This window comes from Kocuria aegyptia, from assembly GCF_039530085.1.
GTDB classification, from domain to species: Bacteria; Actinomycetota; Actinomycetes; order Actinomycetales; family Micrococcaceae; genus Kocuria; species Kocuria aegyptia.
Genome location: NZ_BAAAOA010000029.1, coordinates 148,761 through 169,372, shown reverse-complemented (window position 1 = coordinate 169,372; position 20,612 = coordinate 148,761). Strand labels below are relative to the sequence as shown.

The 20,612-nt window shown below is 74.8% G+C and carries 25 protein-coding genes and 1 pseudogene; 5 read left to right on the top strand and 21 right to left on the bottom strand.

Features of this window, described 5'->3' with window-relative positions; genetic code table 11:
* Nucleotides 1-599 precede the first annotated feature (599 nt).
* Nucleotides 600-947 carry a hypothetical protein gene (locus ABD220_RS12655; RefSeq protein WP_344123107.1) on the top strand — a complete coding sequence of 116 codons (348 nt, stop codon included), beginning with the start codon at nucleotides 600-602 and terminating at the stop codon, nucleotides 945-947.
* Between the two features lie 66 nt (nucleotides 948-1,013).
* Here ABD220_RS12655 and ABD220_RS12650 read toward each other — a convergent pair whose 3' ends face one another.
* Nucleotides 1,014-2,252: an acyl-CoA dehydrogenase family protein gene (locus ABD220_RS12650; RefSeq protein WP_344123106.1), complete on the bottom strand. Its 1,239-nt coding sequence runs from the start codon at nucleotides 2,250-2,252 to the stop codon at nucleotides 1,014-1,016.
* A 49-nt stretch (nucleotides 2,253-2,301) separates the two neighbouring features.
* Nucleotides 2,302-4,446: a 3-hydroxyacyl-CoA dehydrogenase NAD-binding domain-containing protein gene (locus tag ABD220_RS12645; protein ID WP_344123104.1), complete on the bottom strand. Its 2,145-nt coding sequence runs from the start codon at nucleotides 4,444-4,446 to the stop codon at nucleotides 2,302-2,304.
* Between the two features lie 130 nt (nucleotides 4,447-4,576).
* On the opposite strand from ABD220_RS12645, the gene ABD220_RS12640 reads away from it, so the two are divergent.
* The gene (locus tag ABD220_RS12640; protein ID WP_344123102.1) at nucleotides 4,577-5,122 is read left to right on the top strand and encodes a GNAT family N-acetyltransferase; all 546 of its coding nucleotides are present in this window, start codon (nucleotides 4,577-4,579) and stop codon (nucleotides 5,120-5,122) included.
* Nucleotides 5,123-5,126: 4 nt separating this feature from the next.
* Here ABD220_RS12640 and ABD220_RS12635 read toward each other — a convergent pair whose 3' ends face one another.
* The 9 genes and pseudogenes from ABD220_RS12635 to ABD220_RS12595 all read right to left on the bottom strand — a co-directional run bounded on the left by ABD220_RS12635 (nucleotide 5,127) and on the right by ABD220_RS12595 (nucleotide 9,882).
* Entirely contained in the window at nucleotides 5,127-5,822 is a 696-nt protein-coding gene (locus ABD220_RS12635; protein WP_344123100.1) for a TetR/AcrR family transcriptional regulator, read from the bottom strand.
* A gap of 192 nt (nucleotides 5,823-6,014) precedes the next feature.
* The gene (locus tag ABD220_RS12630) at nucleotides 6,015-6,119 is read right to left on the bottom strand and encodes a TipAS antibiotic-recognition domain-containing protein (RefSeq protein WP_344123117.1); all 105 of its coding nucleotides are present in this window, start codon (nucleotides 6,117-6,119) and stop codon (nucleotides 6,015-6,017) included.
* A 74-nt stretch (nucleotides 6,120-6,193) separates the two neighbouring features.
* A pseudogene (locus ABD220_RS12625) lies at nucleotides 6,194-6,811 on the bottom strand (MerR family transcriptional regulator); the annotation flags it as partial.
* A gap of 43 nt (nucleotides 6,812-6,854) precedes the next feature.
* Nucleotides 6,855-7,028: a hypothetical protein gene (locus tag ABD220_RS12620; RefSeq protein ID WP_344123099.1), complete on the bottom strand. Its 174-nt coding sequence runs from the start codon at nucleotides 7,026-7,028 to the stop codon at nucleotides 6,855-6,857.
* Nucleotides 7,029-7,033: 5 nt separating this feature from the next.
* Nucleotides 7,034-7,903 (bottom strand): SMP-30/gluconolactonase/LRE family protein, encoded by an 870-nt coding sequence (locus tag ABD220_RS12615; protein WP_344123098.1) that lies wholly within the window; start codon nucleotides 7,901-7,903, stop codon nucleotides 7,034-7,036.
* Between the two features lies 1 nt (nucleotide 7,904).
* Nucleotides 7,905-8,078, bottom strand: a complete 174-nt coding sequence (locus ABD220_RS12610; protein ID WP_344123096.1) for a hypothetical protein — start codon at nucleotides 8,076-8,078, stop codon at nucleotides 7,905-7,907.
* Between the two features lie 41 nt (nucleotides 8,079-8,119).
* Nucleotides 8,120-8,953, bottom strand: a complete 834-nt coding sequence (locus ABD220_RS12605) for a PhzF family phenazine biosynthesis protein (protein WP_344123094.1) — start codon at nucleotides 8,951-8,953, stop codon at nucleotides 8,120-8,122.
* Between the two features lie 4 nt (nucleotides 8,954-8,957).
* Nucleotides 8,958-9,167 carry a hypothetical protein gene (locus ABD220_RS12600; protein ID WP_344123093.1) on the bottom strand — a complete coding sequence of 70 codons (210 nt, stop codon included), beginning with the start codon at nucleotides 9,165-9,167 and terminating at the stop codon, nucleotides 8,958-8,960.
* Nucleotides 9,168-9,225: 58 nt separating this feature from the next.
* Nucleotides 9,226-9,882, bottom strand: coding sequence for a DNA-3-methyladenine glycosylase I (locus ABD220_RS12595; protein WP_344123091.1), 657 nt, complete (start codon nucleotides 9,880-9,882; stop codon nucleotides 9,226-9,228).
* Between the two features lie 56 nt (nucleotides 9,883-9,938).
* Between ABD220_RS12595 and ABD220_RS12590 the strand changes: the two genes are divergently transcribed.
* Nucleotides 9,939-11,225, top strand: coding sequence for an MFS transporter (locus tag ABD220_RS12590; RefSeq protein WP_344123089.1), 1,287 nt, complete (start codon nucleotides 9,939-9,941; stop codon nucleotides 11,223-11,225).
* Here ABD220_RS12590 and ABD220_RS12585 read toward each other — a convergent pair.
* Complete coding sequence (locus tag ABD220_RS12585) at nucleotides 11,154-12,371, bottom strand: sensor histidine kinase (RefSeq protein WP_344123088.1); 1,218 nt, start codon at nucleotides 12,369-12,371, stop codon at nucleotides 11,154-11,156. The two genes, ABD220_RS12590 and ABD220_RS12585, sit on opposite strands and share 72 nt — an antisense overlap.
* Nucleotides 12,372-12,457: 86 nt before the next feature.
* Complete coding sequence (locus ABD220_RS12580; RefSeq protein WP_344123086.1) at nucleotides 12,458-12,643, bottom strand: hypothetical protein; 186 nt, start codon at nucleotides 12,641-12,643, stop codon at nucleotides 12,458-12,460.
* Nucleotides 12,644-12,827: 184 nt separating this feature from the next.
* On the opposite strand from ABD220_RS12580, the gene ABD220_RS12575 reads away from it, so the two are divergent.
* Nucleotides 12,828-13,517, top strand: a complete 690-nt coding sequence (locus tag ABD220_RS12575) for a response regulator (protein WP_344123084.1) — start codon at nucleotides 12,828-12,830, stop codon at nucleotides 13,515-13,517.
* On the opposite strand, the gene ABD220_RS12570 is transcribed toward ABD220_RS12575, so the two are convergent.
* From ABD220_RS12570 to ABD220_RS12540, 7 genes are all read right to left on the bottom strand, one after another.
* Nucleotides 13,481-14,164 (bottom strand): ABC transporter ATP-binding protein, encoded by a 684-nt coding sequence (locus ABD220_RS12570; protein ID WP_344123082.1) that lies wholly within the window; start codon nucleotides 14,162-14,164, stop codon nucleotides 13,481-13,483. The genes ABD220_RS12575 and ABD220_RS12570 overlap by 37 nt on opposite strands.
* On the bottom strand, nucleotides 14,134-15,675 hold the full coding sequence (locus tag ABD220_RS12565) for a hypothetical protein (RefSeq protein ID WP_344123080.1): 1,542 nt from the start codon (nucleotides 15,673-15,675) through the stop codon (nucleotides 14,134-14,136). The genes ABD220_RS12570 and ABD220_RS12565 overlap by 31 nt, the downstream gene beginning before the upstream one ends.
* 32 nt (nucleotides 15,676-15,707) lie before the next feature.
* On the bottom strand, nucleotides 15,708-16,112 hold the full coding sequence (locus ABD220_RS12560; protein ID WP_344123078.1) for a hypothetical protein: 405 nt from the start codon (nucleotides 16,110-16,112) through the stop codon (nucleotides 15,708-15,710).
* A 98-nt stretch (nucleotides 16,113-16,210) separates the two neighbouring features.
* Nucleotides 16,211-16,783 (bottom strand): hypothetical protein, encoded by a 573-nt coding sequence (locus tag ABD220_RS12555; protein WP_344123076.1) that lies wholly within the window; start codon nucleotides 16,781-16,783, stop codon nucleotides 16,211-16,213.
* 36 nt (nucleotides 16,784-16,819) lie between these two features.
* Entirely contained in the window at nucleotides 16,820-17,392 is a 573-nt protein-coding gene (locus ABD220_RS12550) for a hypothetical protein (protein WP_344123074.1), read from the bottom strand.
* A 30-nt stretch (nucleotides 17,393-17,422) separates the two neighbouring features.
* Nucleotides 17,423-17,707, bottom strand: a complete 285-nt coding sequence (locus tag ABD220_RS12545; protein ID WP_344123072.1) for a hypothetical protein — start codon at nucleotides 17,705-17,707, stop codon at nucleotides 17,423-17,425.
* A 162-nt stretch (nucleotides 17,708-17,869) separates the two neighbouring features.
* The gene (locus ABD220_RS12540) at nucleotides 17,870-18,268 is read right to left on the bottom strand and encodes a DUF4870 domain-containing protein (RefSeq protein ID WP_344123070.1); all 399 of its coding nucleotides are present in this window, start codon (nucleotides 18,266-18,268) and stop codon (nucleotides 17,870-17,872) included.
* A gap of 228 nt (nucleotides 18,269-18,496) precedes the next feature.
* On the opposite strand from ABD220_RS12540, the gene ABD220_RS12535 reads away from it, so the two are divergent.
* Nucleotides 18,497-19,312 carry a lysophospholipid acyltransferase family protein gene (locus tag ABD220_RS12535; protein ID WP_344123068.1) on the top strand — a complete coding sequence of 272 codons (816 nt, stop codon included), beginning with the start codon at nucleotides 18,497-18,499 and terminating at the stop codon, nucleotides 19,310-19,312.
* Between the two features lie 27 nt (nucleotides 19,313-19,339).
* On the opposite strand, the gene ABD220_RS12530 is transcribed toward ABD220_RS12535, so the two are convergent.
* The gene (locus ABD220_RS12530; protein ID WP_344123066.1) at nucleotides 19,340-20,557 is read right to left on the bottom strand and encodes a PucR family transcriptional regulator; all 1,218 of its coding nucleotides are present in this window, start codon (nucleotides 20,555-20,557) and stop codon (nucleotides 19,340-19,342) included.
* Nucleotides 20,558-20,612 lie beyond the last annotated feature (55 nt).

Here is a 20,612-nt window from a genome sequence, read left to right as displayed (position 1 = left end):
ACACTATTGAGTTCTCAAACAACAGACCAGCAACCAGGCACCACACCCGGAAACCGTGTTGGAATTCTTTTTCGCTCGGTTCCTGCGATTTCTCGCTCTCCCCGCGGCGACCTCCTCAGCCTATCCTCATTCTCTCCGCTTCCCCAAATCGCTTTTCCGTCGCTGGGCGGCGGTCGGTTCTTCGGGAGGAGAGGTCTTGGATCTGCCGGATTCGGCGCCGTGGGCCACAACGATTCCTCGCTGCTGCCCGAAACGGCTCCACCAGCATACCCGACCCGGCCTCGGCCCGCAAGTGCTCGGCCACCGCGCAGCGGTGATCGGCCTGATGGTTCGAGGAGGGTGGTTCCGCCGGATTCGGCGTTGCCGTCCGGGGCGATCTCTCGCGTCCCTCGCTGCGACTCGGAATACATTACACACGCCCGGGAGGACCGTCAAAGCCCGCGCGGGACCGGGCGGGAGCCGCCCGGTGACGGCGTCCGACCCGCCCGGCCCCGTTGCCTCCTGCATGCCTTCCCGGTCCGAGCGGACGGCCGGGAGTCCCCGGGCGACAGTGCGTAGGCTGATGACGTCCCCGCGACCGTCAACCGAAAGGACAGCAGATGAGCACCTCACCGGAAGAGCTGCCGGAGACTCCCGACACCTACGAGGGCGCCGCGGAGGTCGACCCCGACCACTGGCGCGACGACCCGCTGATCGAGGGGGCCGAGGCCGATGTGCCGGAGGACGAGTACGCCGATCCTGCCCGTCCCGTGGTCCCGTCCGAGCAGCAGCTGCGCGACGAGACGGCGGAGGCCCGCTTCCGGGCCGGCGACGAGCAGGTCCCGCCCGAGGAGCCGGGCATGGGAGAGGCCCTGGCGGATCTCGACGTCCCCGGGAACTCCGAGTTCGAGGACGAGGTCGACTCGAGCAACGACTCGTTCCACGGGGGCGGCGACCCGCTCTCCTGAGCGCGCCCGCGGACGTGACGACGCCCCGGCCGGGCGGCCGGGGCGTCGTCGTGTCCGCGGCCCGGCTCAGGCGAACGCGGAGATGCCCGTGATGCTGCGCCCGATGATCAGGGCCTGCATCGTCTCGGTGCCCTCGTAGGTGTGCAGGGCCTCGATGTCGGCGAAGTGGCGGGCCACGCGGTGCTCGATCAAGATGCCGTTGCCGCCCAGCAGGTCCCGGGCGTTGGCGGCGATCGAGCGGGCCGTGCGCGTGGAGCTGTACTTCGCCAGCGACGCCTGCTCGGCGGTGAGCCGGCCGGCCTCCTCCCGTTCGGTCATCCGGGCCACGAGCAGCTGGATCTGGGTGAGCTCGCTCAGCATCCGGGCCAGCCGCTCCTGCACGATCTGCGAGGCGGCCAGCGGCCGGCCGAACTGCACGCGCTGACGCGCGTACTGCACGGCGGTCTCGTAGCAGGCCTGGGCGTGGCCCACCGCGCCCCACGCCACGCTGATCCTGGTCGCGAACAGGACGTCGGCGGTGTTCTTGAAGGACCGCGCCGCCGGCAGCGCGTTCTCCGCGGGCACGAAGACGTCCTCGAACCGCAGGTGCGCCTGGTGGATGGCGCGCAGGGCGAGCTTGCCGCGGATGGTCGTGCCGGTGTAGCCCTCGCTCTCCTGCGGGACCACGTACCCCCGGACCTGGCCGTCCTCGTCGGAGCGGGCCCACACCACGGTGATCCCGCCCATCGAGCCGTTGCCGATCCACTTCTTCTCCCCGTTGAGCAGCCAGCCGCCGTGCACGGGGGTGGCGCGGGTCTCGAGGCTCACCGAGTCCGAGCCGTGGGTGGGCTCCGTGAGGGCGAACGCGCCGAGGAGCTCACCCGTGGCCATCCGCGGCAGCCAGCGCCGCCGCTGCTCCTCGGAGCCGCACATGGCGATCGAGCGCATCGCCAGCCCGCCCTGGACACCGGCGACGGTCGCGATCGAGCCGTCGCCGCGGGAGAGCTCCATGCTGATCAGGCCCGCAGCGGTCTTGGACATCGCCTCGTAGCCGTCGACGGCCACGCCGTCGCGCAGCAGGTCGAGCTCCCCGAGTCGGCGGACGAGGTCGAGGGAGTACTCCGAGCGGTCCCAGTGCTCGGCGATGACGGGCAGCAGGTCCTCCTGGACGAACCGGCGGGCGCGCATCCAGTGCTCCCGGTCGGTGTCGGAGACCGCGTCGAAGGCGCCGGCGGCGTCGGTGTCGAGGGCCTCGTCGAGGACGTAGTCGGGCTCCACGGTGCCGGCGGGGAACAGGTTCGCGCCGGTCTCGGGGGTGGCGGTCATGGAAGGATCCTTCGTTCGGCGGGCTGGCGGGGATCGGTCGGGGACACGGTCAGTCCCGGTGGAAACGGCGGCCGAGGACGCGCTCCGAGGCTCCCGTGCGGTCGAGGTACGGCGTGATGCCGCCCAGGTGGAAGGGATAGTTGGCGCCCAGGACCAGGCACAGGTCCACGTCCTCGGGCCCGGCGACGACACCCTCGGCCAGCATCGCGCCGATCTCCTCGGCCAGGGCGTCCTGGACCCGCACGAGCAGCTCCTCCGGCGAGGCGGGGGCCACGGGGGCGTCCGGGGCGCCCGCGGGGTGCTCCGCCCGGGTGCGCTCGAGCAGCCGGGCGGCCTCCGCGGCGAGGTAGCCGTCCGCGCCCGTCTCCGGGGCCTGTTCGGTGGGCAGCACGTGGGTGAGGCCGGCCTCGACCACCGCGTCCATCCACGGGGACCGCGCGAAGCGATCCGGATAGGCGCGGTGCATGGTCTCGTCCACGTGGTGCAGCACGGCCGGGCCCACGAAGTCGAGCAGGCGCAGCGGGGTCATGGGCAGGCCCATCGGATCGGGGGCGTGGTCGGCGGCCGCCACGTCGAAGCCGGCGTCGATCGCCCGGACGATCACGTCGAACAGCCGGGTCAGCACGCGGTTGACCACGAAGCCGGGGGCGTCCTGGACGCGCACCGCCGTGCGGCGCAGCGCCGCGGCGAGCTCGAAGGCGGTCGCCAGGGCCGTGTCGCCGGTCCGCTGCCCGGCGACGACCTCCAGGAGCGGGGTGACCTCCACGGGGTTGAAGACGTGGAAGCCGACCACCCGCTCGGGGTGCCGGAGCCCTTCCGCCATGGCGGTGACGGACAGGGAGCTCGTGTTGGTCGCGAGGATCGCGTCGGGGCGCAGGATCTGCTCCCACTGGGCGAAGACCCGTTTCTTCACCTCGAGGTCCTCGAAGACCGCCTCGATCACGAAGTCCGCGTCGGCGAGGTCCTCCGGCCCGCTCGCCCCCGTGACGAGGGCGCCCAGCTGCTCGGCCTGCTCCGCGCTGATCCTGCCCCTGGCCGCCTGGGCGGCGAAGCGCTCCCGGGTCCGGGCCACGCCGGCGGCGAGCCGCTCGTCGTCGAGATCGGTCATGACCACGGGGATCCGGGCGCCGCTCGCGATGAGCGAGGCGAGCTGGCCGGCCATCAGGCCGGCACCGATCACGGCGGCCCTGCGCAGGGGCACGGGCTCGGCGGCGGGCACGTCCGCGGCCTGCCGCGACCGTGCCGTGACGAGCTCGAACGCGTAGAGGGAGGCCTTGGCCACGTCCCCGCGGACGAGCTCGGCGAAGGCGGCCACGGCCTTCGCCCCGTTCTCGGTGCGGGTCTCGGTCCGGGCGTCGGCCACGAGGTCGATCGCCACGAGGGGGGCCGGCGCCGCGCCGTGCCAGGTGCGCTCGGCACGGTCCCGGGCCTGCTCCACGGCGTCCCGCCAATGCTGCTCCCCGGTGCCGCCGGGCGCGCCGGCGCGCCGGCGGGTTCCCCCCGCGTCGAGGGTGGCCAGCTTGCCGGCGACCCACCGCTGCCAGGCGGTGTCCCACTCCCCCGTCCCCGGGGCGGCGTCGAGCACCACGTCCACGAGACCGAGCTCGAGAGCCTCCGCCGCCTTGACGTTCCGGCCCCGCAGGGAGTCGAACACGATGACGCGCAGCGCCGCGGCCGGACCGATCAGGTGCGGGAGCAGGTGGACGCCGCCCCAGCCCGGGAAGAAGCCGAGCCGGCACTCCGGCAGCCCGAGGGGGCCGGTGCGCGGATGGGCCGCGCGGTGGTCCGTGTGCAGGGCGAGCTCCAGGCCTCCGCCCAGGGCCTGCCCCGTGAGCAGGGAGAACGTGGGCACCCTCGCGTCGGCCAGGACGCCGAAGGCCTCGTGGCCGAGGCCCACGTATCGGTCGGAGACACCGCTGAGCTGGGCGTGACGGATCTCCTTGAGGTCGGCCCCCGCGCCGAAGGAGCGAGCGTTGCCCGTGACCACGATCGCCTCGACCGCCGACTGGTCGATCGATCCCAGGACGTCCCGGAGCTGCTCCAGGGCCTCGGACCCCCAGATGATCAGCCCGCCGGGCCGCGTCGAGTCCAGCCGGACGAGGGCGACCGGAACGGTCCGCCCGGGCAGCACGAGCTGCTCGACCGCGATCGTGACGGTGGAGGGAAAGGACGGGGCGTGGGGGGCGGGTGCCATGGACGGACTCCTGGTGCGTGGTGTGATGTCCACCACTCTGACTGATACGCAGTATCACGTCAAGGAATTCAGTCTCAGTGTCGCTCCGGGACGCCCCCGCGAGGGCACGGAGGCCTTAGTATCGCTACTGATGATCGACGTGCTGCCCCCAGAGACCGAGCGCCTCGCGTTCCGCCGCTTCGACGCCGCGGACCTCGAGCCCATGTACTCGTACCAGAGCCGCGAGGACTACGCGCAGTACGCGTGGCGGGGTCCGCGCACCCGCGAGGAGTGCGAGCGGGCCCTGGCCGAGAACACGGGGATGCGCCCCTGGAGCAGGGACGGCGACCACGTGCGCTTCGCCGTCTCCCCCCGGGGCTCGCGGGAGCTCGTGGGCGAGATCGTGCTGACCCTCACGGACGCGGCGGCCGCCCAGGTGGAGATCGGCTGGGTGGTCCACCCCGACCACGCGGGCCGGGGCATCGCCTCCGAGGCCGCCCGCGCCGCGATCGAGTTCGCCTTCGCCGAGCTGGGCGCGCACCGGGTCTGCGCGAGCCTGGACGCCCTCAACGTCAGCTCCGCCAGGGTCTGCGAGCGCATCGGCATGCGCCTGGAGGCGACCCTGCGCGAGAGCCACCACCAGCTGGGCGAATGGCGCGACGAGCTGGTCTACGCCGTCCTCGCCGCCGAGGTCTGAGCACTCAGCGCAGGGCGTCCCGCACGGACGCCAGGATCTCCTCCGTGTCCGCGCCGGGGTCCAGGACGGTGATCACGACGGCGGGGCGCACCCCGGCGGCCGGCCGCGCCGCGCCGTCCCCGCAGCCGGAGACGAGCGTGCGCGCGAGTCGCTCGAGCTGCCCCGCCAGCTCTGCCGAGGGGTCGGTGTCCGGGGCGCGCAACCAGGCCCGCAGGGCGGCGTTGTGCACCGCCACGGCGGCTGCGGACAGCGCCGTGGCGATCGTGGGCCGCTCCGGCGAGTCGGGCAGCGCGGAGCTCAGGTAGCGCTGCAGGACCCGCTCGTAGCGGTGGGACGTGATGAGTTCGCGGTCCCGCAGCTGCGGCACCTGCCGGAGCAGGGCGTTGCGGGCCAGGGCCCGTTCCCGGTGGTCGAGGTGGTGGCGGAAGACCAGCAGCACGCCGTCCCGCAGCGCGACGACCGGGTCGGCGCCCGGCTCGCCGCCCGCCCGGGCCAGCTGCTGCTCGAGGCGCTCGAGGTTCGCGGCGTGGTCCGCGAAGACGATGTCCTCCTTGGACCCGTACTTGCGGAAGAACGTGGCCCGGCTGATCCCCGCGGCCAGCGCGAGCCGGTCCACGGTCGTGGCCTCCCAGCCCTGTTCCGCGAGCAGGCGGATCGAGCCGGTGACGACGTCCGGGGCCGCCCGGGGGGTCTCGGTCATGGGTTCCTCCTCGCTCCGATGGTAGACCGGCGCCCTCCCCGGCCGGCGCCCTCGAGCGTTGCCCGGGCACCGACGACTCCCCAGTACCCGCGCCCCCTCTGCGCGCCGAGGCCCCCGTGGGCTCGCAGCCCCCCGGATCGCTCCGGGGGACTGCGCGCCCACGGGGACCCGGCGGGATGGGCGGCGGGGTCCTCAGCCGGAGGCGCGGTCGGCGTTGGCGTGGATCGCGTCGCGGACGTACTGCGCCAGACCGGGCTCCAGGTCCTCGTAGGTCTTCGTGAACCGCGGGTCCGCCACGTACACATGTCCCCCAGTGCCCGGTGGAACTCGGGAGAGAGGTCGTAGAAGCGCTCGTGGATCTGACGCCGGGCGGCCTCCGCGACGTCCATCGCCTCGGGCGAGTCCGCGGGCAGCCCGGCACGCCTGGCCTCGGCGAACCGCTCGTTGATCGCCGTGGTCTCGGCGGCGATCCGCCGCCAGTCCTCCTGGTCGTATCCGGCCGCCCGGCGGCGGGACTGCTCCCACGCCTCGGTGCCGCCCCAGCGGCGCTCGGCCTCGGCGGCGTACTCGTCGCTGAAGCCCTCGCCGAAGAGCTCGCGACGCTCCTCCGGGGTGAGGTCGATCCCGGTCATTTCCTTCTCCAGTGCTCGGTCGATCGCGGTGACGAGGTCGGCCAGCTCGGCCAGTCTCGCCAGGACGGACTCGCGCTGCCGGCGCAGGTGCGCCAGCACGGACCCGGGGTCCTCCGCGGCCAGCAGCTCCTCGATGCGCTCGAGGGGGAGGCCGAGCCGGCGGTAGACCACGACGTGCCGCAGCCGGAGCAGATCGTCCTCCGTGTAGAGGCGGTATCCGCCCGCCGAGCGTTCGCCCGGGCGCAGCAGGCCGACGTCGTCGTAGTGGTGGAGCGTGCGCACGGTGACGCCGAAGCGCTCCGCGACCTGCCCCACGGTGAGTCTCTCGCCTGCCGCTCCCGGCCACTGCCCGTCCATGTCCTCCACCCTGGGCCCTCCCGTCGCGTGAGGGTCAAGCCCGTCAGCGCCGGGCCCTGCGGCCGAGCAACAGCGCTCCGGCGGCGCACAGTACCGCGAGCACCGCGAAGGAGGACGCCGACGAGGTGCCCCCGCCGAGCAGGGCGCCCACGAGGGCGACGGCCCACACGAGCACGAGCAGCCACAGCAGCCCGGCGGTGCGCCTGGGGTTCCGCACCGGGATCAGCCCCCGAAGGGCAGGACGGGCAGGCCGGGGACGTCCACCCGGACGGCGAACAGTGAGCCGGCGGCGGGATCCTCGTCCGCGGCGAGGTTCTCCCGGGACGTGGTGATGTAGAGGGTGCGCAGGTCCTCCCCGCCCAGGCAGCACGCGGTGCTCTGGCGGGCGCCGACCGTCACGACGGTGTCCAGGGCGCCCTCGGCCGTGTAGCGGTGCACCTGCCCGGCGCCGTGCAGCGCCACCCAGACCGCGCCCTCGGCGTCGACGGTGAGCCCGTCGGGGTGGACGTCCCCTCCCTCGAGCTCGGGCACCACGAAGGTGCGACGGCCGTGCAGCCCGGCTGCCTCCGACCAGTCGAGGACGTCGACCTTCCCGGTGGGCGTGTCGTTGTAGTAGGCCCGGGTGCCGTCCGGGGACCAGGCGATGCCGTTGGAGACGGTGACGCCCTCCAGGACCGGCTCCCACTGGAGGTCCGGGTCCACGCGGTAGAGGGTGGCCGCGCCCTCGGTCTGGTCCCAGGCCATGGAGCCGACGTAGAAGGCGCCGTCCGGGCCGACACCGCCCTCGTTCATCCGCGCCACCCCGGGTTCCCAGAGCAGCTCGGCCGGGTGGACGGTCCCGTCCGGGTCCTCCAGGGCCACGCCCGTCTCGACGGCCAGCACCGCGCCCCCGGTCGCGCGGGGGCGCACGCAGGCCACGACGTCCCCGACGTGCTTGCGGAGCACCTGGCCGTCCACGCCGAAGGACAGCACGTCCCCCGCGAGCATGTCGACCCACCGCAGTCCGCCCCAGGACTCCGACCAGCACGGCCCCTCGCCGTGGTAGGTGACGGAGTCCGTGATCCGCTCGGCACTCAGCCGCCGCACCGCCATCTCAGAGGCCCTTCCCGCGCGCCGCGCGCCGGTGGCCGGGCCGGGCGTCGGCGCAGACCGCCGCCTGCGCGCCGGTCCAGCGGAACGGGCTCTCCCCGATGAGGGCGCCGCCGGCGTCGAGGTGCTGGGCCCCGGCCCGCCGACGGGCCCGGCAGCTGATGTCCTGGGTCGTCATGCCCCCACGATACCGAGGGCGGGCGTCCCGCGGGCCGCCGGCTACAAATCCACGGTCCCGCGGACCACCGGGCTGACCTGCCCGCCGACCCAGACCGTCTCCGCGTCCCGCTCCAGCAGCACGCGCCCCGTGCGCCCGAGCACCGTGCCCTGGGCGGCGACGTAGCGGTCCGGGGTCCACCCGTTGTCGGTCAGCCACCGGGCCAGGCCCGCGTTGAGGCTGCCGGTGACCGGGTCCTCCACGACCCAGTCGCCCACGAACGCCCGCACCTCGACCGCGCACTCCGCCCCCTCGGGGTGCGGCCCGACCACGCCGAGCTTGAGCCCCGCCATGGCGGACCAGTCCGCGCGGACGCCCAGGACGGTCCCGGCGTCGGCCACCCGCACGCCGATCCAGCCGGGTCCGTTGTCGAGCCAGGACACGTCCAGCAGCGCGGACGGGTCCAGCCGCAGGGACCGCGCCACCCGGTCCAGCAGCGCCGGTTCGGCCACGGGCTCGTAGCGCAGCAGGGGCGGGGCGGCGAACGACAGCTGCCCCTCGCGGCGCCGGACGGTCACCAGCCCGACCCCGCACTCCTGGACGACGTCCTCGCCCGCGGGCTCCCCGCCGAGTCCGAGCCAGGCGGACGCCGTCCCGAGCGTGGGATGCCCCGCGAACGGCAGCTCCCCGCCGGGGGTGAAGATCCGCACCCGGTAGTCGGCGCCCGGGACCGTGGGCTCGAGCAGGAACGTGGTCTCGGAGAGGTTGGTCCAGCGGGCGAAGCGCGCCATCGTGTCCTCGCCGAGGGCGTCCGCCCCGTGCACGACGGCGAGCGGGTTGCCGCCCAGCGGCGCCGCCGAGAAGACGTCGACCCAACTGATCGCGTGGCTCGTCACGGCCTCAGAGCACCGGCCCGCGCGCGTTCTTCCGGGCGGGCCGGGCCCGTCCCGCCCGCCGGCCGCCCCGGCCGGCGGACGGGCCGGCAGTCCCGCCGCGGGCCGCCGCCCGGTCCTCCCGCACCCTCCGCACCACCAGCCCGACCAGGACGGAGCCCACGGTGCTCAGCACCAGGGGCAGCACCGCGCTGCGCTGCTCGCTGTTGTCGTACACGGCCGGGCCTCCTGCCGGAAGGCGACGCAGGGCGTCGTCGGGTTCGGTGCCAGGAATCCTACGCACCTTCCGGTGTCTCCGGCCACACCCCGGAGCTGCCCCGGCGGTGGCTGCCGACCAGGTGCGTGTCGACGATCCCGACCGCTTCCATGAGCGCGTGCATCGTGGTCGGCCCCACGAAGCGGAAGCCGCGCGACCGCAGCGCCCGGGACAGGGCTTCGGACTCCGGCGAGCGGGTGGGGACCTCGGCGATCGTGCGCGGACGAGGGGTCCGGACCGGGCGGAACGACCACACGAGCTCGGCCAGCCCGCCCTCGGCGCGCAGGGCCACGGTGGCGCGGGCGTTGCCGACGGCGGCCTCGATCTTGCCGCGGTGGCGCACGATCCCGGCGTCGCCCAGGAGCCGGTCGACGTCGTCCGGGCCGAAGCCGGAGACCGTGTCCGGGTCGAAGTCCGCGAAGGCCGCCCGGAAGGCGGGCCGCTTGCGCAGGATCGTGACCCAGGACAGCCCGGACTGGAAGCCCTCGAGGCAGATCCGCTCGTAGAGCCCCCGCTCGTCGCGCACGGGGAGGCCCCACTCGGTGTCGTAGTACGCGCGCAGGAGGGGGTCCGTCGCCGCCCACACGGGCCGGGCGAGCCCGTCCTCGCCGAGCACGAGATCGGTTCCGGCACCACGCTCGGTCACGGGTTCGGGCAGTGTGCTCATGCCGAGCATCGAACCACACCGGAGGACCGGGACACACCCCGGACGGTCACCCCCACGGGCATAGTATGGCGGCCATGCACCCGACGAACCCCGCCGTGGACCGGCGCGCCCTGCAGCGCAGGGTCGTCCGTGTCCTGGCGCTCGGCCAGGTCCTCGGCGGGCTGGGCGTCGGCGCCACCCTGGCCCTGGGCGCCCTCCTCGTCACCGAGGTCTCCGGCTCCTCGGCCTGGTCCGGCATGGCCGCGACCATGAACACCCTGGGCGCGGCACTGCTCGCCGTTCCCCTCGCCCGGCTCGCCCAGGCCCGCGGCCGGCGGATCTCGCTGAGCACCGGGGCGTTCACCGCCATGGCGGGCGCGTCGGTCACGATCGGCGCCGCCGTCCTCTCGAGCTTCCCCGTGCTGCTGGTGGGCCTGGCACTGCTCGGGGCCGGCTCGGCGCTGAACCTGCAGTCCCGGTTCGCGGCGACCGACCTCGCCGCGGACGACACCCGCGCCCGCGACCTGTCCCTGGTGGTCTGGTCCACGACGATCGGCGCGGTGCTCGGCCCCAACCTCTTCGACCCCGGCGAGGCGATCGGGCGGGCCCTGGCCCTGCCCGAGCTCACGGGCGGGTTCGTCATCGCCCTCGTGGCCCAGGCCTTCGGCGCCCTGGTGTACCTCACGGCGCTGCGGCCGGACCCCCTGCTGCTGGCCGTGGCCGACGGGGAGGCCGCGGGGCAGGACAGGCCCTCCCCCGCGGGCGGGCTCGCGGTGCTGCGGTCCTCCGCCCCCGCCCGCCGCGCCGTGCTCACCGTGGCGCTGAGCCACGCCGTCATGGTGGCGCTCATGTCCATGACGCCCGTGCACCTGACCCTCCACGGGGCGTCGCTGAGCGTCGTCGGCCTGACCATCAGCCTGCACGTCGCCGGGATGTACGCCCTCGCCCCCGTGTTCGGCCGGCTCGCGGACCGGGCCGGGCGGAGCCGCACGGTCCTGCTCGGGCAGGCCCTGTTCGTCGCGTCCCTCGTGCTGTCCTGGTTCGGCTCGACGTCCCCCGTGCTGGTCACGGTCAGCCTGGTCCTGCTCGGGCTCGGGTGGTCGGCCTCGACGGTCGCGGGCTCGACCCTCGTGGCCGAGGCCGTCCCGCCGGCCGAGCGGCCGAAGCTGCAGGGCGTCTCGGACCTGTTCATGAACCTCGCCGGCGCGACCGGCGGCGCGCTCGCCGGACCGGTGCTGGCGCTGATCGGCTTCGACGGGCTCAGCGCGGCCCTGCTGGTCCTCGTGGCGGTCGTGGCGCTCTCACACGGCGGCCGGGCCCAGCGGGATGCGGGCGCCGACGCGCCAGCCCCCGTCCGCGGGGCCCGCCGCTAGCTCACCGCCCAGCAGCTGGACGCGCTCGCGCAGCCCGAGCAGCCCGTACCCGGAGACCGGGAGCCCGGGCCGGGCTCCCGGTCCCGCGTCGTTGTGCACCTCGACCCGGATGTCGGCCTCGTCGACCAGCACGGCCAGCGCGCAGCCCGTCCGGGCGGGCGCGTGCTTCATGATGTTCGTGGACGCCTCCCGGAGGACCCGCTGCACGGTGGGCCGCACCCCCTCGGGGATGCGCGACAGGTCCCCTCCCACCCGGGTCTTCGCGCGGAAGCCGACCTCCCGCAGCGCGGCCGCCACCTCCTCGAGGTCGCGGCCGGTGTCCACGGCCGCGGCGGCGCTCGCGTCCCGGGCGAGCCCTGCACCCGGCTCGATGCGCATGATCCCCAGCAGCCGGCGCAGGTCCTTCAGGGCCGCCCGGGACGAGTCGCCCACGACGTCCAGGGTCTCCTTCATGGTCCCCGGGTCCCCGGAGTAGGCCCCCGAGCGCGCCTGCATGGCGATGACGGTGAGGTCGTGGGCGACGATGTCGTGCAGCTCCCGGGCCAGCTCGAGGCGCTGCTGCTCGAGGGCCCGCGCCGTCCGCTGCCGGCCCTCGTCGATCTCGACGCGGTCCAGCTCCCGCTGCGCGCTCAGCACCCGCAGCACGAGACCCGGCAGCAGGAGGACCAGGGACAGCGGCACGTAGCTCCACAGGAACTGGGGACCGACCACGGAGACGTTCACGGCCCACGAGACCTGCCACACGAGGAAGATGCCGAACGCCGCGGCCAGTCCCGGCAGGGCGGCACCGTAGGCGGCGAAGGCCAGGAGCAGCGGGACCACGACCATGTAGCTGCCCGGGTTCACCTGGGGGTGGAGCAGGACCAGCAGCGCGGCCAGCGGCAGCCACGTCCAGCTGGCGCGCAGCGTCAGGACGGCGAACGTGCCGGCCTCGAGGGCCACGAGCAGAAGCTCGTAGTCCCGGCCGCCGAAACCCAGGCCCGGACCGCTCAGCACCAGGCGGACGGCGTCCAGTGCGCTCACGGTGATGAACAGCAGCAGGGCGGACCGCACCCACCGGTGCAGGGGCCGTGACCGTGCGATCCCCGGCGGCAGCAGGGCGGTCCGGGCGGGTCTGCTGTCCTGCTGCGCTGCTCCGCGTGCCATGCCGCCCCTCCTGGGCGGTGGTCCGGTGCTCCGCTCCACCTCGGAGGATAGCCGCGGGCTCCCGGACCGTCCCGGAGCGCGCCGGGTCAGCACCAGCGCAGCCAGAGGAACGAGCACCCGCGGCTCGTGTGTCCGTCCAGCCGCTCGGTGCCGGGGTCGATCCGCGTGCTCGGCAGCGGCGCGGTCAGCGGCTCCTGGGCCACGGCCGCGGGGGTGCCGCCGGCGACGAGGAGCGCGGCGACGAACAGCGGGGTGATGAAGAGCTTGTGCACGGAGGTCCTCCCGATGGGGTGCCGCACCCCGGTGGTGTGCGGTCGTGAATTCATCCTCGCCGAGGGGGCGGCGCGGGACGTCGTTCCGACGGATGGTCGCGGGTCGTCCATCGGGCGGATGCGGCGCGGTGGCCCGCGCGCTGGTGCCCGTGCGCCGGGGCCGCTCTCCGCTACCGTGAGAGGCATGAACGAACGCAAACCGATGTCGAGCCCCGCGAAGGTGCTCGTCGTCGACGACCAGCAGCTCATGCTCCGTGCCCTGCGCGTGTTCATCGACGCCGAGGAGGACCTCGCCGTCGTGGGCGAGGCCCAGAACGGCAGGGCCGCGATCGAGCAGTGCCTCGCCCTGCGCCCGGACGTGGTCGTCATGGACCTGCAGATGCCGGTCCTCGACGGCGTCGAGGCGACCCGGGCGATCACGCACGCGCACCCGGACGTCAAGGTGCTGGCCGTGACCACCTTCCACTCGGAGGAGTGGGTGATCCCCGCCCTCAAGGCCGGGGCGAGCGGCTACGTGGTCAAGGACTCCGAGCCGCACGAGATCGTGGGCGCCGTGCGCAGCGTGCTGGCCGGGGAGGCCGCGATCTCGCGGCGGGTGGCCGCGACCCTGATCCGCAGCGTGGTGGCGGAGCCGGCGAGGCCGCGCCCGGAGGAGGTCACCGCGGAGGGGGGACTCACGGAGCGGGAGCGGGAGGTCGTGACCCTGCTCTGCGAGGGCCTCAGCAACCGCGAGATCGCCGCCGCGCTCTTCCTGTCCGAGCCGACCGTCAAGTCCCACCTCAGCCACATCCTCTCGAAGATGGGCGTCCGGGACCGCGTGCAGGCCGTGATCAAGGCCTACCGGACCGGTCTGGTGGCGATGCCGTCGTCCTGAGCCGCTCCCGGCGCCGCACCGCCGGGCAGGGTCAGCACCGCGCTCGGCGCCAGCTGCTCGGGCGGGCGGTGCGCCACGACCAGGACCGTGCGCCGCGCCGCCCACTCCGTGAGCTCCTCGCACAGCACCCCGGTGGACGCGCTGTCCAGTCCGTTGAAGGGCTCGTCCAGGACGACGACGTCGAAGTCGCCGCACGTGCACACGATCGTCCAGAGCTTGCGCCGGTTGCCCGTGGACAGGTTCTCGGCGGCCTCGTCCAGCCACGGCCCCAGACCGTGGCGCTCGGCCCGGCGCAGCCCTTCCCGGGGGTCGGCGCCGCACCAGGCGCTCGCGAACACCACGTGGTCCCGTGCGGTCATCGTGGGGTAGAGCGCCGGTTCGGTGCGGCAGATCCGGCGCACCCGGGAGGCCTCCGGGGACCGGGAGTCCACGCCGGCGAGCGTGACCGTGCCCGCGGTCTGCGGCAGGTGCCCGCTGAGGACCTCGACGAGCGTCGACTTGCCGGAGCCGTTGGGACCCTGCAGAAGGGTCAGCCCGGGGGCGTCGATCCGCAGCGTGAGCTCCCGGTGGACGGGGCGCTCTGCGTCGAAGCCGGCGCTCACCGCCTGGACGTGGATCAGCGGCGGGTGAGAGAGCGATGCAGGCATGTGAGGGCACCTCCGGCGAGGGTCAGGGCGAGCAGGGGGACGAGCCACGGGCCGGTGGCGGGGAAGGTCAGCGGGACGGCCACGGGCGCGGCGGCCAGGACGACGGCGAGGACGCCCGTGAGCGGGCTGTCCGCGCCCGTTCCCTCGACCGTGCGCGGCGGCGGCAGCAGGTGCTCCGCGATCGTCGCGGCCCACACCGCGCCCAGCACCACGGCCGCGGGCGCCGCGGACGGGGTCCCGGTCAGCACCCAGGCGACGACGACGAGCAGCAGGGCGGGCAGCAGCAGGGGCACGGTGAGCGCGGCGAGGTGCCCCAGGGCCACGGACGAGCGGGCGGCCCCGGACTCGACGGCGGTCCGCAGGTGGCGCCCGTAGCGGAAGGCGCCGATGTCCGAGCTCACGAGCTCCGCGAGGGCGAGTCCCGCCATCAGCGCGACGAAGCCGAGGGTGGGGCGCAGCGCCGCGTCCCACGCCTCGTCCGGCAGGGAGGGCAGCGGCGGCATCCGGAGGCCGGCGGAGGCGGCGCCGAGCAGCGCCGCGGTGGCGGCGGCAGCCGTGACGGTGATCCGCTGCTGCGCCCGCAGACGCCATCCGTGCGCCCGCTGGACGCCCAGCACGCGGGCGAACTGCAGGACCGCGGGACCGCTCAGGCGCGGCCGGCGCGCCGGGGGCGCGGTGTGCCGGGCCGGGAAGGACACCGCCGCGAGGGCACGGCCGCCCGTGACGGTGCCGGCCGCGCCGACGACCGCGACCGCCGCGAGACCGGCGAGGAGGACGGGGACCGGCAGCCCGGGGGCCGGGCCGGGTACCGCGCCGGCCGGGGTGCCCTGGCCGAGGGCGCCGGGGACCAGGGGGGCCAGCAGCAGCACCGCCCCGTGTGCTCCTGCTCCGGCCAGCCCGGCCGCCGCCGCGAGCACCGCCGCGAAGTGCCGGCGCCCGTTCTCGGGCCGGGCGGCGGAGCGCAGGGCGCCCGCGACCGTCAGGGCGCCGAAGGCCACGGGGGTCCCCAGCAGCAGCGCCGTCCCCGCGGCGCCGGGCCCGTGCCCGGCCTGGACCGACCCGATGAGCACGCCCAGCCCGGCCGCGCCCCACACGGCGCTCGCCACTGCCACGCGCGGGAGCGCGTGGACGACGAACACGTCCGCGGCCCGCACGTCGAGGCCCACGAAGAAGTCCCGCTGCGCGTGGTCGCTGACGCAGCTGCGGAACCGTCCCAGGGTCTCCGCCGCGAGGGCCCCGAGCCCGGCGTAGGCGCAGAGCAGCACGAAGAGGCCGACCACGTCCGCGCCCGGTGCGAGCACCGGCGCCACCCGCGCCACGAGGATCCCGGCGGCGAGCGCCATCAGCAGGGCCCCCGCCGCCCCTGCGAGCACGACGCGGCGGGCCGTGGCCACCGGCACGGACGCGCCCAGTGCCTGCAGCAGGTCCGCGATCCGCAGGTCCACCAGGAGCCGGCGGCGCCGTCGCGCCGGCGGGGGCACCGTCCGCGCCCGCGCCGGAGTGCTCGTCATGCTGCTCGTCGCGGTGGTCGCCACGCCGGTCGTCACGAAAGCCTGCTGCGCGTCCCGGTGCTCGCACGGCGCAGCCCGAGGGCGTTGAACAGGAGCACGACCGTGCCCGCGAGGGAGACGATCACGCCCATCGTGCACAGCCACCCCACGGGGAACCCGCTCAGCTGCTCGTCGAGGAAGGTGGCGTGGGACGTCATCGCCAGGAACAGCAGCACGGCCGGCACCACGGAGCGCGGCCGGGACAGCGGGGTCGCTGCGGCCACGAGCGGCAGGAGCACCCCGCAGACCGCCAGCGCCCCCACGAGGAGGGACCACAGCCCGACGGGGACGGTGCTGGTCCCGCGGCCCTGGAGGAGGACCGCGGTCAGGGCGGCGGCGCCCAGGACGGCCACGGTGATGAGGACCAGTCGGACGTGGTTCTGGGTGAGGGTCGGCACGGCGTGAACTCCTGGCTGTCGAGGGGCTGTCGAGGGACTGGCGAGGGACTGGCGGCGGACGGACGGTGGGAGCGGGTGCGGTCGGGACGGTGGCCTGCTCAGACCATGGCGACGAGCGCGGCGGTCGCGACGGCGACGACGAGCACGAGCACCTGCCGGCCGGGGCCGGACGACCTCCACCGGCTGCGGTAGAGCAGCGCCGCCGCGAGGGCGAAGGCCGGCACGGCGGCGGCCTCCACGGGCCCTTCCGCCATCCGCCCGGTGGCCAGGGCCCAGCCCTGGGAGAGCACCGTGAGACCGCCGACGACCATGGTGTAGAGCCCGATCCTCTGCCCACCGCCGAGCGGCAGGCCCTCCGGGACGAGTCTGCGCTCGAGCAGCCCCGCGAACCAGAGGTACAGGGCCAGGACCACCGCGAAGACCAGCACGCCGACGAGGACAGCGACGTTGACGGAGAGCCCGATCAGGGACGGGTCGATCCCCTGCAGGTCGTCGGCCATGGCTGCCGCGGCCTGGTCGTGCATCAGGTCGGTGGTCCTGGGCAGCCGCAGCAGCAGCAGCCCCAGCCCCACCGCCCACAGGACGGTCCGGACGGGCCGGGTGGTCGCCGGCAGCGGGCCGGGGGCGGAGGGTCCGGCGCCGGGGTCGGCGGGGACGTGGAGGGTGGACATGGGGCTCCTTCCAGGAGCGGGCGGGGGCTGCGGTGCTCATCGCCGGGCGATGAGCACCGCCTCGATCCCGGCGGCGGCGAGCAGGAGGACGACGGCGAGGGCGAAGACGCCGAGGGAGGCCGGGAGCGCCGTGAGGTAGGTGCGCAGCAGGCCGTGCCGGCGACCGGTCAGCGCGGCGGCGAGGGGGTGCAGGCCGGCGGCCGCGGCCACCAGGCAGCCGAGGAACTCCAGCCCCGCGTACCACCCGGCCGCGCCCGCGACCGCGGCGGCGCCGACGTTGAGCACGCCGATCTTCGCCGTGGCCCCCACATAGGCCGAGAGCAGCGCAAGGGACGTGCCGGTGAGCAGACCTCCCGTGAGCACCCCGCCGTAGAGCAGGGCGGCGGCGCCGAGGTTGCGGACCAGGATGGAGCCGAAGGACCCGTCATGGTCCTGGCCGGCTCCGGCCGTGGCCTGCAGCGGCCCGGGGACCTGGGAGATGCTCCCGTACCCCACCAGGAACCCCGCCACGAAAATCGCCGTGGCGGCCGCCGCCGCCCACCCGAGGGCACGGCGCGCGGCGCGGTCGTCACGGGGAGGGGTGCGGGTGTCCGTCGGCACGGTCTTCATGGCGGGGTCCGGGGCTCGGTCAGCGGCGGCTCAGGCGATGGCCAGGTTGCGGGCCTTCTTGGAGAGGTACCAGCGGATGGTCGCGACGATCGCGCCGCCGATGCCGAAGCCGAACATCGCGGCTACGAGGGTCAGGGCCCAGCCGCCCGCCTCGACCGCGGCCACGATCTGGCTCGCGGACGCGGCGGAGATGCCGAGGGTGCCTGCGACCCAGGCGATGCCGACACCGCCGAGGACGAGGCCGAGGACGGCGATGGAGGCGGCGGCCGAGGCGGGCAGGACCGTGCGGACGGAGGGGGTGTGGGGGGTGGTCATGAAGAGCTCCTCTGCTCCCGAGGGTTTCGTGGGGGGGTCCATCATCCGGCGGGTTCCCCGGGTGATGGCTCAGAATCTACGAGAGCCTGGAGGCCGCGGGCATCGGCCGAAGGAATGGTTCCGGACCGGCCGAAGGATGCCGCCGGCCGGTCCGGAAGGACGTCACTGCAGGACCGGGAGCTGGAGCGGGTAGCGGTACACCTCGCCCTTGTTGGCCTTCAGCACGGCCAGGACGTGGCACACGACGAGCAGCACCGCGGCGAGGATCCACAGCACGATCGCCACCGGGATCAGGATCACGGTGAACAGGCACACCCACGCCGCCACGTTGAGCAGCCACATGGACAGGTTGAAGTTGAACGACCCGGCGGAGGTGGCCCGCAGGAACGCGTTCCTGTCCCGGTACACGAGCCAGACCACGAGAGGACCCACGAAGCCGAGCCACCCGACGGAGACCAGCGCGCCGATCAGGCCGGACAGGTGGGTGAGGACCGCGATGGTGCGGTCGTCCCCCTGCGCCCGGTACTGCGGACGGGGTGCTGACGGTGGAAGGTAGGACATCGGGTTCTCCTGGTGGGCAGAGGCGGAGCCGGCCGCGGCACCCGGTGCCGGCCCGGCGCGGTGCTGCCAGCGTATCGGGGCCGGGTCCGCTCCCGGTATGGGGGATGACCGCACGTGGCAGCGGCGGTTCTCCGCCGCCACGCACGGCACCGGGCCGCGCCCTGGTCTACCATTCTCGGCAGACCGTTCCCGGCCCGCCTCCCGCGGGCCTCTGCCCGAGGGAGGCCCGTGGCCCCGCAGCTGCGCCCCAACAAGTACGCCTACCGGGCCATCGTGCTCGCCGGCCTCGCCGCGGTGAAGCTCTTCCGCGTGCCCCTGCTCGCCTCGGGCGAGGAGCACCTGCCCACCGACCAGGTGGTGCACGGCCTGCACCGGGAGGTCCGCCCGGGCCGGGGCGCCGTCGTGGCGGTGACCCACTTCGGCTACCTCGACTTCGTCTTCGCGCAGCTGGTGGTCTGGCGACGGCTGCGGGCCCACTCCCGCTTCCTCATCACCCGCAAGCACACGGGCAGCGCCCTCGTCACGGCGGTGTGCCGGTTGTGCGACCACGTCGTCGTCGACCGCGCCGACGGCGCTCCGGCCTACGCCGAGGCCGTGGCGAAGCTGGCGCGCGGTGAGTACCTCGCGGTGTTCCCGGAGGGCGGGGTCAGCCGCAGCTGGACGGTGCGCCCGCTGCGCACCGGCGCCGTGCGGATGGCCGCCGAGACCGGCGCCCCCGTCATCCCGGTGTCCGTGTGGGGCGGCCACCGGATGCTCACCCGGGGTCGCGGCCGGATCCGGCTGCGCGACGTGTGGCGCACGCCGGTGCGCGTGCACGTCGGCCCGGTGCTGCACGTGGCCCCCGACGAGGACGTCCGCGCCGCGAGCGCCCGGCTGCGCGCGGTGCTGCAGGACGGGATCGACCGGTGCATCGAGAGCTACCCCGTCACCCCGGAGCCCGGCGCGTGGTGGATGCCGGCGCACCTGGGCGGGAGCGCGATCACGGTCCAGGAGCAGATCGACGCGGACGCCCGGGAGCGGGAGGCCTACAAGCGGACCGGCTGAGCCCGGCGGGCGCGCCGGGGCACGGCCTCACCGGAAGCCGGCGCGCAGCACCAGCTCGAGCTCGAACCGGCTCTTGGGGTCGTTGAGGCAGTCCCCGAAGACCTCCCGGAGCTGGTTCACCCGGTAGCCCACCGTCTGCTCGTGGATGTTCAGCTCGGCCGCCATCGCCGCGCGCTGACCGTGGTGCTCGAGCCAGCACAGCAGGGTCGCGGCCAGCCGCTCCCGCTGCCCGGGCTTGAGGTCCTCCAACGGGGCCAGGCTCTGCGCGGCGAGGTCCTCGACCACGCTGCGCTCGCTGTGCAGGACGAGCTCCATGAGGTGTTCCGAGACCCACAGCGGCCCGGCGTCGGCCGGTTCCTCCCGCTGCAGCAGGTCCCGGGTCAGCACGGCCAGGCGCAGGGACTCGGGGGCCGCGTACCAGGGCCGGCCCGGGCCGATCACCGCGCCCCGCCCGGTGAGCGCGCGCTCCAGCTCCCGGCGGCCGGTCGGCGAGGACGGTTCGGGGACCACCGCCACGACGTCGCCGGGGCGGGACGTGAGCAGCGCCCGCTCCCCGAGGCGCGAGCGCAGCCCCACCCGACGGTCCGCGGCCAGCGTCACCACGACCACCCGGTCGGGCACCGGCCACCCGGCGGCGGCGGCGGCGGTGCGCACCGCGTCCTCCGCCACGTGGCCGCGGACGAGCATGTCCGCGAGCGCGTCCAGCAGGCGGTCCCGCTCTCCCGCGCGCTCGGACTGCTCCATGGCATAGCCCTCGGCACTGGCCGCGGAGAGCTCCTCGATGTAGGCGAAGACGGACTCGGCGAGGCCGATGAGCACGGACGCCTCGAACCCCGCGTCCATGGCCACGCGGGACAGCGAGCGCAGCGTGGTGCGCGCCCCGGAGCGGTAGGCCGCGAAGAGGGCGTCCATCGGGCGCCCCTCCCGCACCTCGCCGCGGCCGAGCCCCTCGTAGACCCGCCGGTCGTCGCCCATCAGCGCCGACTGCTGGGTGCCGGGCAGCTGCAGGAACCGGGTCAGGGCCACCTCGACCCCACGCCGGATGCTGTCACCGAACAGGCCCTCCAGCGGCCGGGCGTAGACCGGGACGTCGAACCGCACGGCGTCCAGCAGCTCCTCCGTCACCGCGGGCAGGTGCGGGACCAGGAGTGGGGTGAGCGCCGGCGGCAAGGAGGTCCACGGCAGTTCCCGGTCCGCCCGCCCCGCCGGCTGCGCGTGCTCCATCGTGTGGTCCACCTGCGCCACGATCCCCCGCCTTCATTCCGACACCACAATTTCTCTGCTGAAAGAGTACGCGACG

Bases quoted from the DNA above. Each gene is read 5' to 3' on its own strand.
- ABD220_RS12650 (WP_344123106.1), bottom strand. From the start codon at position 2,252: ATGACCGCCACCCCCGAGACCGGCGCGAACCTGTTCCCCGCCGGCACC.
- ABD220_RS12585 (WP_344123088.1), bottom strand. From the start codon at position 12,371: ATGGCACGCGGAGCAGCGCAGCAGGACAGCAGACCCGCCCGGACCGCC.
- ABD220_RS12570 (WP_344123082.1), bottom strand. From the start codon at position 14,164: ATGCCTGCATCGCTCTCTCACCCGCCGCTGATCCACGTCCAGGCGGTG.
- ABD220_RS12540 (WP_344123070.1), bottom strand. From the start codon at position 18,268: ATGTCCTACCTTCCACCGTCAGCACCCCGTCCGCAGTACCGGGCGCAG.
- ABD220_RS12635 (WP_344123100.1), bottom strand. From the start codon at position 5,822: ATGACCGAGACCCCCCGGGCGGCCCCGGACGTCGTCACCGGCTCGATC.
- ABD220_RS12610 (WP_344123096.1), bottom strand. From the start codon at position 8,078: ATGACGACCCAGGACATCAGCTGCCGGGCCCGTCGGCGGGCCGGGGCC.
- ABD220_RS12550 (WP_344123074.1), bottom strand. From the start codon at position 17,392: ATGAAGACCGTGCCGACGGACACCCGCACCCCTCCCCGTGACGACCGC.
- ABD220_RS12645 (WP_344123104.1), bottom strand. From the start codon at position 4,446: ATGGCACCCGCCCCCCACGCCCCGTCCTTTCCCTCCACCGTCACGATC.
- ABD220_RS12555 (WP_344123076.1), bottom strand. From the start codon at position 16,783: ATGTCCACCCTCCACGTCCCCGCCGACCCCGGCGCCGGACCCTCCGCC.
- ABD220_RS12655 (WP_344123107.1), top strand. From the start codon at position 600: ATGAGCACCTCACCGGAAGAGCTGCCGGAGACTCCCGACACCTACGAG.
- ABD220_RS12640 (WP_344123102.1), top strand. From the start codon at position 4,577: ATGATCGACGTGCTGCCCCCAGAGACCGAGCGCCTCGCGTTCCGCCGC.
- ABD220_RS12575 (WP_344123084.1), top strand. From the start codon at position 12,828: ATGAACGAACGCAAACCGATGTCGAGCCCCGCGAAGGTGCTCGTCGTC.
- ABD220_RS12565 (WP_344123080.1), bottom strand. From the start codon at position 15,675: ATGACGAGCACTCCGGCGCGGGCGCGGACGGTGCCCCCGCCGGCGCGA.
- ABD220_RS12615 (WP_344123098.1), bottom strand. From the start codon at position 7,903: ATGGCGGTGCGGCGGCTGAGTGCCGAGCGGATCACGGACTCCGTCACC.
- ABD220_RS12595 (WP_344123091.1), bottom strand. From the start codon at position 9,882: ATGCTCGGCATGAGCACACTGCCCGAACCCGTGACCGAGCGTGGTGCC.
- ABD220_RS12590 (WP_344123089.1), top strand. From the start codon at position 9,939: ATGGCGGCCATGCACCCGACGAACCCCGCCGTGGACCGGCGCGCCCTG.
- ABD220_RS12545 (WP_344123072.1), bottom strand. From the start codon at position 17,707: ATGACCACCCCCCACACCCCCTCCGTCCGCACGGTCCTGCCCGCCTCG.